The sequence below is a fragment of the Staphylococcus equorum genome (assembly GCF_001747895.1).
Lineage (GTDB): Bacteria > Bacillota > Bacilli > Staphylococcales > Staphylococcaceae > Staphylococcus > Staphylococcus equorum_A.
The window spans coordinates 69,232-76,179 of the sequence record NZ_LNNB01000004.1; the positions used below are offsets into that span (position 1 = coordinate 69,232).

Genomic DNA, 6,948 nt, shown 5'->3' on the forward strand with positions numbered 1-6,948 from the left:
CATACTACACCTCCCACAGAAAAAAGTGCCATGTAGGATTTTTGATGGCCTATCCGTATTCTAACATAAAACAGAACGTACGTTCGTATAAATAGTTAAATTTTGAAATTTTCTGTCTAAAACAGTCACAAGACTTTAATTTTAAGCTATTTCAAGATAATATAAGGTTATCATTGAAAAAGTAAAGAGAGGTTGACCAACTATGAATCCTTTAGCTTTAGATTTAAACGAACAATTATCTAAATCAAATCCAGAAGTTGCAGACATGCTTTCCGACCTAGGAAAATTAATGTATTACCCGAAAGGTATATTATCCCAATCCGCGGAAGCAAAATCGACACAATATAATGCCACGATAGGAATGGCAACATATAAAGATAGCAAGATGTACGCAAATACTTTAAATGATATCTTCGATCATTTAGAACCCGATGAAATCTTCCCTTATGCCCCACCACAAGGTTTAGAATCTCTTCGTGATTTATGGCAACAAAAAACATTAAAAGAAAATCCAGATTTAGATGCAAAAGACATGACAAGACCTATCCTTACGAATGCTTTAACACATGGCTTATCATTAGTCGGTGACATGTTCGTCGATAGTGGTGATACACTCTTACTTCCAACGCATAATTGGGGCAACTATAAACTCGTTTATAGTACAAGACATAGTGCTGAAATTGAAACCTATGATATTTTTGACGAAGCTGGACATTTTACAACAGAAAATTTAGTTAATACTCTAGAAAATTATAATAAAGATAAAATCATCTTAATATTAAATTATCCAAATAACCCAACTGGTTATACACCAACAAAAGATGAAGTTCATACTATTGTCTCTGCAATAAAATCATTAGCAGAACGTGGCACAAACGTCATTGCTTTAGTTGATGATGCATACTACGGACTCTTTTATGAAGATGTTTATACACAGTCATTATTCACAGCATTAACGAATTTACATTTAGACAACTTATTACCAATTCGTTTAGATGGCGCAACAAAAGAATTCTTTGCATGGGGATTACGTGTAGGTTACATCAGTTTCGGTGTCGGAAACGATACAACAAAACAAGTATTAGAAGCTAAAATCAAAGGATTAATTCGAAGCAACATTTCAAGTGGTCCATTACCTTCGCAAAGTGCAGTTAAATACGTGCTCGAAAATCACGAAACTTTTGATAAGGAAATTCAACACAATATCGACACGTTACAAGCTAGATATGAAGTAACGAAATCTGTTGTATATGATGAAAAATACGCATCATACTGGCAGGCTTATGATTTTAACTCAGGCTATTTTATGGCATTACAAGTTAAAGATGTGGACCCAGAACAGTTACGCCAACACTTAATTAATAAATACTCTATTGGCATCATTGCCCTTAATGCAACAGACATTCGTATTGCTTTCAGTTGTGTAGAAAAAGATGACATTCCATATGTATTTGATTCTATCGCTAAAGCAATTGAAGATCTAAAAAATTAAATTAAATAATAAAAAGGATGAAATCACATGTAATGGTGATTTCATCCTTTTTATTTATATTAACGTTGCTGTTTCAATACACGTGCCATTTCTTCAATTTTACCAGCATGTAGTGGTACATGAATTGCATTTAAAATTAACAACTCATCTAACGTACTACAACCAGCAATTGTTTCAGTTAATTCAACTTCTAATTGTTGGTCTGTTAATTTTTTTGCACGTTCAGGCAACGTTTTTAAATTTTTGATAATTTCATCCACACTTGGGATTTCTTCGTCGCCCCAATCAGCTGGATTAGATCCATAACCAAATAAGCGTGTATATTTTTGAATATCTACTTCATTTTGCTCACTTAAAGATAATGCAGATTCAAAAATAGTTAACACGTGACCATATTGCCAATGTAACGTATTAGGGAAGAGTTCACTTTCATTATCTAATATACTTTCAATGTTCCATTTGTCATAGTCTGATATTAAATAATTAATACCTGTATCAATCACATCGTACACTGATTTTTTTGTCATAGTTAATCTCCCTTTCTTAAAAAAGCTTCACATAAATAATAATTATAAGTAGCGAATAATATTTATGCTTACTTTCTCTACCCTCAATAAGTTGTTTTTACTCACTTAATCCATTTATATCCATAACTTTTTTAATTATACATGTTCAATAGTGCTATAGATTGCTTTCAAATTCAATTTTTATACTTTGGGATTTGATGATTATATATTACTAACGTATCGTGTGCTTTTAATCATCCCACTTTGAACGTAGGACACAAGAGCAAAAATTATTTTGAGGATATTCAGGCTCAAAATATTTCACAACATCAGATTTAATATTGCCAAACGTTGTTTCAGGTTTATGTTTAAAGCCTTCATAAAAAGCTGTTAATACATCTTTTTTAAAATTACCACGAGGAAATTTATTTACGATTGCTTTTCTAATTTCATCTGAATACTGGTCCCAATTGTCACTCATAACATCCATACCAACACCATGATATAATAATGCAACATTATTCTCTTTATGCTCAGCCACACCTATCGTCGTATGTAATGCAATTGAATCCCAAGCAAGTTGTAAATCTTGGTCATTATAATTGTGTGTATCTAAAAATTGGCGAACTGCATTTGCGCCGTCTACTTCAAATCTCAGATCATCACTACTATATTGGTTTGTTAATCCTAAATCATGGAAGAGCGAACACATATATAAAAGCTCTTTATCATATTTCAAATGATCTTGCATGCCTTTAACTTCGCCAAATAAATATACTCTATTCGAATGGTTCCATATTAACTCATTACCATATTCATGGACTACTTCTTGTGCTTCTTGGATTATTTTACTATCTGGGACAACAATTTCATTGATATCTTTTAACATAATAAATTCCTCCCTGGTTACAATATAGTCTCTATAGATATGTATATCAAACTATAGATCATTCATCATAAAAAAGACGCCTTCCACTAAGTTAAGTAACTTAATGAAAGACGTCTTATAAGTATTATTTAAATACGCTCTTTTATAAACTTTAATTTTAAAGTTTATAATCTATTACATCATACCTGGCATGCCGCCCATACCTGCTTGTGCATCATTACTGCTTTCTTCAGGAATATGCGCAACAACCGCTTCAGTTGTTAAGAACATTGCTGCTACACTTGCTGCATGTTGTAAAGCTGAACGTGTAACTTTAGTTGGATCTACGATACCAGCATCCAGCATATTCACCCATTCATTTGTAGCGGCATTGAAACCAATACCTACATCAGCATTTTTAAGTCTTTCAACAATAATCGAACCTTCTAAACCAGCGTTTTCTGCAATTTGACGAACTGGAGATTCTAATGCTTTTAACACAATATTGATGCCTGTTGCAATATCGCCTTCAGCTTCAATTTTAGAAACTTTGTCATAAATATTCATGAATGCTGTACCACCACCGGCTACAATACCTTCTTCAACAGCAGCTCTAGTAGAGTTCAAAGCATCTTCAATACGTAATTTACGTTCTTTTAATTCTGTTTCACTTGCAGCACCAACTTTAATTACAGCTACGCCTCCAGCTAATTTAGCTAAGCGTTCTTGTAATTTCTCTTTATCAAATTCAGAGTCCGTCTCTTCAATTTGAGATTTAATTTGGCTTACACGTGCATCTATATTATTTTGGTCTCCATTACCATCAACCACTGTTGTATTATCTTTAGTGATTTCTGCTTTGCTTGAAGTACCTAACATGTCAATTGTTGCATCTTTTAAATCTAAGCCTAAGTCATCAGTAATCACTTGTGCGCCTGTTAAGATAGCTAAATCTTCTAGCATCGCTTTACGACGATCTCCGAATCCAGGTGCTTTAACTGCAACTGCAGTAAATGTACCGCGCATACGGTTTAATACGATATTTGTTAATGCGTCACCTTCTACATCATCTGCTACGATTAGGATAGGTCTGTTAGATTGAACAACTTGTTCTAATAATGGCAGAATATCTTGGAAAGATGAAATCTTTTTATCTGTAATTAAAATGTATGGTTTTTCAAGTTCTGCAACCATTTTATCTGAATCAGTTACCATATATGGAGATTGGTAACCACGATCAAATTGCATACCTTCAACGACTTCAAGTTCAGTATTAAAACCACTTGATTCTTCAATTGTAATTACACCGTCGTTACCTACTTTTTCCATAGCTTCTGAAATATATTTACCAATTTCTTCATCAGCTGCTGAAATAGATCCAACTTGCGCAATTTCATTTTTATTATCAACGTTTTGAGAAATTTCTTGTAATGCGTCAATAGCTACGTCTACAGCTTTATCGATACCTTGACGTAAACCTACAGGATTTGCACCACTTGTTACGTTTTTCAAACCTTCTTGTATCATTGCTTGAGCTAATACTGTAGCTGTAGTTGTTCCGTCACCTGCGATTTCATTCGTTTTGTTGGCAACTTCTTGTACTAATTTCGCACCCATATTTTCATATGGATCTTCTAATTCAATTTCTTTTGCAATCGTAACACCGTCATTTGTGATTAATGGTGATGTATATTCTTTATCTAATACAACATTACGCCCTTTTGGTCCAATTGTAACTTTCACGGCGTTAGCTAATTTATCTACACCTCTCAACATAGATTGACGTGCGTCTTCGGAAAATTTTAAATCTTTCGCCATATTACTTTACCTCCATGATGTTCGTATTATTTGTATATTTTTTAGTTTTAATTTTGATTATTCTTCTATTACTGCTAATATATCGTCTTCGCTAACGATTAAGTATGTGTCGTCTCCACGCTTAACTTCGGTTCCAGCAAATTGTTGGAAAACAACATTGTCGCCTTCATTCACTTCAGGAGCAACTCGAGAACCATCTTTTAAAATACGTCCTGCACCTACTGCAATTATCGTACCTTCATTTGATTTCTCTTTAGCGCTATCAGTTAAAACGATACCACTTTTAGTTGTTTGCTCTTGTTCTGTTTTTTGAATAATTACTCGGTTACCTAATGGCTTTAACATTGATTGTTCCTCCTTAAAATACTAAAATTTTTAGCACTTAATCATTGTGAGTGCTAATACACTTTCTATAATAATCAAAGTTGGTCAATATTTCAAGTTAAAACCATTACACTAAATTTTGTGTGAAAAGCTATTTTACGATAAAATAGAGTATATTCTAATTTTTGGAGGTTCATTATGTCTCGTATATGGGTGTCCATTTTGACATTAGTTATTTATGGCCTTGCACAGTTTGGTCCGATTTTCTTACAAATGGCTGGCTTATTTAACAATTTAAGTGGCAAAGAAATCCTCTTTGCTAATATTTATACACAGGTAATTTTGTTTATTATAGCTGCTTTCCTAATCATACTAATAAACTTTTTCATTGCCAATCCTACACAACTAGAGTTACAACCTAAAGAAAAGAAAAGATATGTTATCCTTTGGGCAATCGTAGGTTATATGATTGTTATGATTTATCAAGTCATAGCAGGAATGATAAATATGTATGTATTCGGCGCACCTCAATCTAGTCCTAATACGGAAAGATTGATGAAAATAGCACAAGAAATCCCGATGTTTATCATATTAATTTCAGTTGTAGGACCTATACTAGAAGAATTCGTATTTAGAAAAGTAATATTTGGTGAGTTATACAACATATTAAAAGGTAATAAAACTTTTAAATTTCTCATTGCCGGAATTGTAAGTTCAATTATCTTTAGTGCTGCACATGCAGATCCATCATTCTTTATCATCTATTTTGGTATGGGCTTTATTTTCTCAGCATTATATGTATATACAAAACGTTTATGGGTGCCTATTCTAGTGCACATAATGCAAAATGGCTTTGTCGCTATTGTACAAATTTACTTTGGTCCTGAAAAAATAAAAGAACTACAAGAATCTGCATCATTTATATTTAACTTTATGTTTTAATTAAATTTTAAGTTATATAAAATAAATGGAAGAACTCAATGTTTATTACATGAGTCCTTCCATTTTTTATTTGTCTATGACACGTTAAATGTCAAAAGCTATTCATTTTCGTTTTTGTTTCTGCGATAAACGAAATATCCTACCACTACACCTATAAAAATCATCGTTATTGCAGTGATTAAAGCAAATAATGTCCGTTCGAATTTAATATCAATTGTGTCTTTCGATTTCTTGTCGTTTGTACGCGTCGATTCTTCATCACTACTTGAATGATATTCGTATTTACCAGATGCGACACTTTTGTTTTCTGGTGTTTTTAAGTCAGGCATAGAACCTATTTCTCCAGTAATCAATGCCAAAACTTGCTTATCTAAATTTTTATAGTAATCTCTTGATTTTAATGGATTAAAATATTGAAATTTAAAATAATTTGTTCCCTTTTGTAACTCATTTAAAAACGCATTATCTGAAAAACTTTGACGTCTTACAATAGAAGTAATATCTTTGTCAGATACACTATCAACATTATTATTAAGCTGTTTAACTTGGTTCAAAATAAAAGGATTGTATTTAAAAGAACCTGGAGACATTTGATTAAATCTATTAACTAATCTGCTGTCACCTTGATTTGAATTTTGACTTTTTTTCTCTGTTCTCAAATCTCCATAAGTCACAACATTATTGTTACTGCCTGCTATATTTTCATTTGATTGTGCATATTGCTTATTTGCATTTTGATTCTTACCATTATATAAGTTTGAAGATGTGTGTTCATTTTGAGAACTTCCTGAGTTTGAATGATTCACTGAACTGTCTGATGTATTATTTTTACTACCCTGGTTATGATGATTTGATCCAGATGGTATGTTGGGGCTCAGTGGTTTATTAGGCTTCGGGGGTTCTGTGGTATTGTTATCTCCTCCGCCTTCACTCGGTTGTTCTGGTTTAGGTGTTTCTGTTGAACTTCCCCCATCATTTTGTGGTTTATCAGGATTTGA

7 protein-coding genes are annotated in these 6,948 nt (G+C 32.7%); 2 read left to right on the forward strand and 5 right to left on the reverse strand.

The features are described from left to right. The first annotated feature begins 202 nt into the window (after positions 1-202). A complete protein-coding gene (locus AST02_RS00985; protein ID WP_069815041.1) occupies positions 203-1,492 on the forward strand; it encodes an aminotransferase class I/II-fold pyridoxal phosphate-dependent enzyme in 1,290 nt (429 codons plus the stop codon). Positions 1,493-1,551: 59 nt separating this feature from the next. On the opposite strand, the gene AST02_RS00990 is transcribed toward AST02_RS00985, so the two are convergent. From AST02_RS00990 to groES, 4 genes are all read right to left on the reverse strand, one after another. Then, entirely contained in the window at positions 1,552-2,019 is a 468-nt protein-coding gene (locus AST02_RS00990; protein WP_069815043.1) for a bacillithiol transferase BstA, read from the reverse strand. 229 nt (positions 2,020-2,248) lie between these two features. After that, positions 2,249-2,887 (reverse strand): HD domain-containing protein, encoded by a 639-nt coding sequence (locus AST02_RS00995; protein WP_069815046.1) that lies wholly within the window; start codon positions 2,885-2,887, stop codon positions 2,249-2,251. Positions 2,888-3,061: 174 nt separating this feature from the next. Continuing rightward, the gene (groL, locus tag AST02_RS01000; protein ID WP_046466286.1) at positions 3,062-4,684 is read right to left on the reverse strand and encodes a chaperonin GroEL; all 1,623 of its coding nucleotides are present in this window, start codon (positions 4,682-4,684) and stop codon (positions 3,062-3,064) included. A 57-nt stretch (positions 4,685-4,741) separates the two neighbouring features. After that, a complete protein-coding gene (groES, locus tag AST02_RS01005; protein ID WP_002507147.1) occupies positions 4,742-5,029 on the reverse strand; it encodes a co-chaperone GroES in 288 nt (95 codons plus the stop codon). Between the two features lie 177 nt (positions 5,030-5,206). Here groES and mroQ point away from each other — a divergent pair, with 177 nt between their 5' ends. Then, positions 5,207-5,950, forward strand: a complete 744-nt coding sequence (gene mroQ / locus AST02_RS01010) for an intramembrane glutamic endopeptidase MroQ (protein WP_069815048.1) — start codon at positions 5,207-5,209, stop codon at positions 5,948-5,950. A gap of 98 nt (positions 5,951-6,048) precedes the next feature. Here mroQ and AST02_RS01015 read toward each other — a convergent pair. Next, positions 6,049-6,948: SdrH family protein (locus AST02_RS01015; RefSeq protein ID WP_218086510.1), on the reverse strand; the 900-nt coding region annotated here is incomplete at its 5' end.

Excerpts from the sequence above, each read along its gene's own strand:
- AST02_RS00985 (WP_069815041.1), top strand. The coding sequence starts at position 203 with ATGAATCCTTTAGCTTTAGATTTAAACGAACAATTATCTAAATCAAAT.
- AST02_RS00990 (WP_069815043.1), bottom strand. The coding sequence starts at position 2,019 with ATGACAAAAAAATCAGTGTACGATGTGATTGATACAGGTATTAATTAT.
- AST02_RS00995 (WP_069815046.1), bottom strand. The coding sequence starts at position 2,887 with ATGTTAAAAGATATCAATGAAATTGTTGTCCCAGATAGTAAAATAATC.
- groL (WP_046466286.1), bottom strand. The coding sequence starts at position 4,684 with ATGGCGAAAGATTTAAAATTTTCCGAAGACGCACGTCAATCTATGTTG.
- groES (WP_002507147.1), bottom strand. The coding sequence starts at position 5,029 with ATGTTAAAGCCATTAGGTAACCGAGTAATTATTCAAAAAACAGAACAA.
- mroQ (WP_069815048.1), top strand. The coding sequence starts at position 5,207 with ATGTCTCGTATATGGGTGTCCATTTTGACATTAGTTATTTATGGCCTT.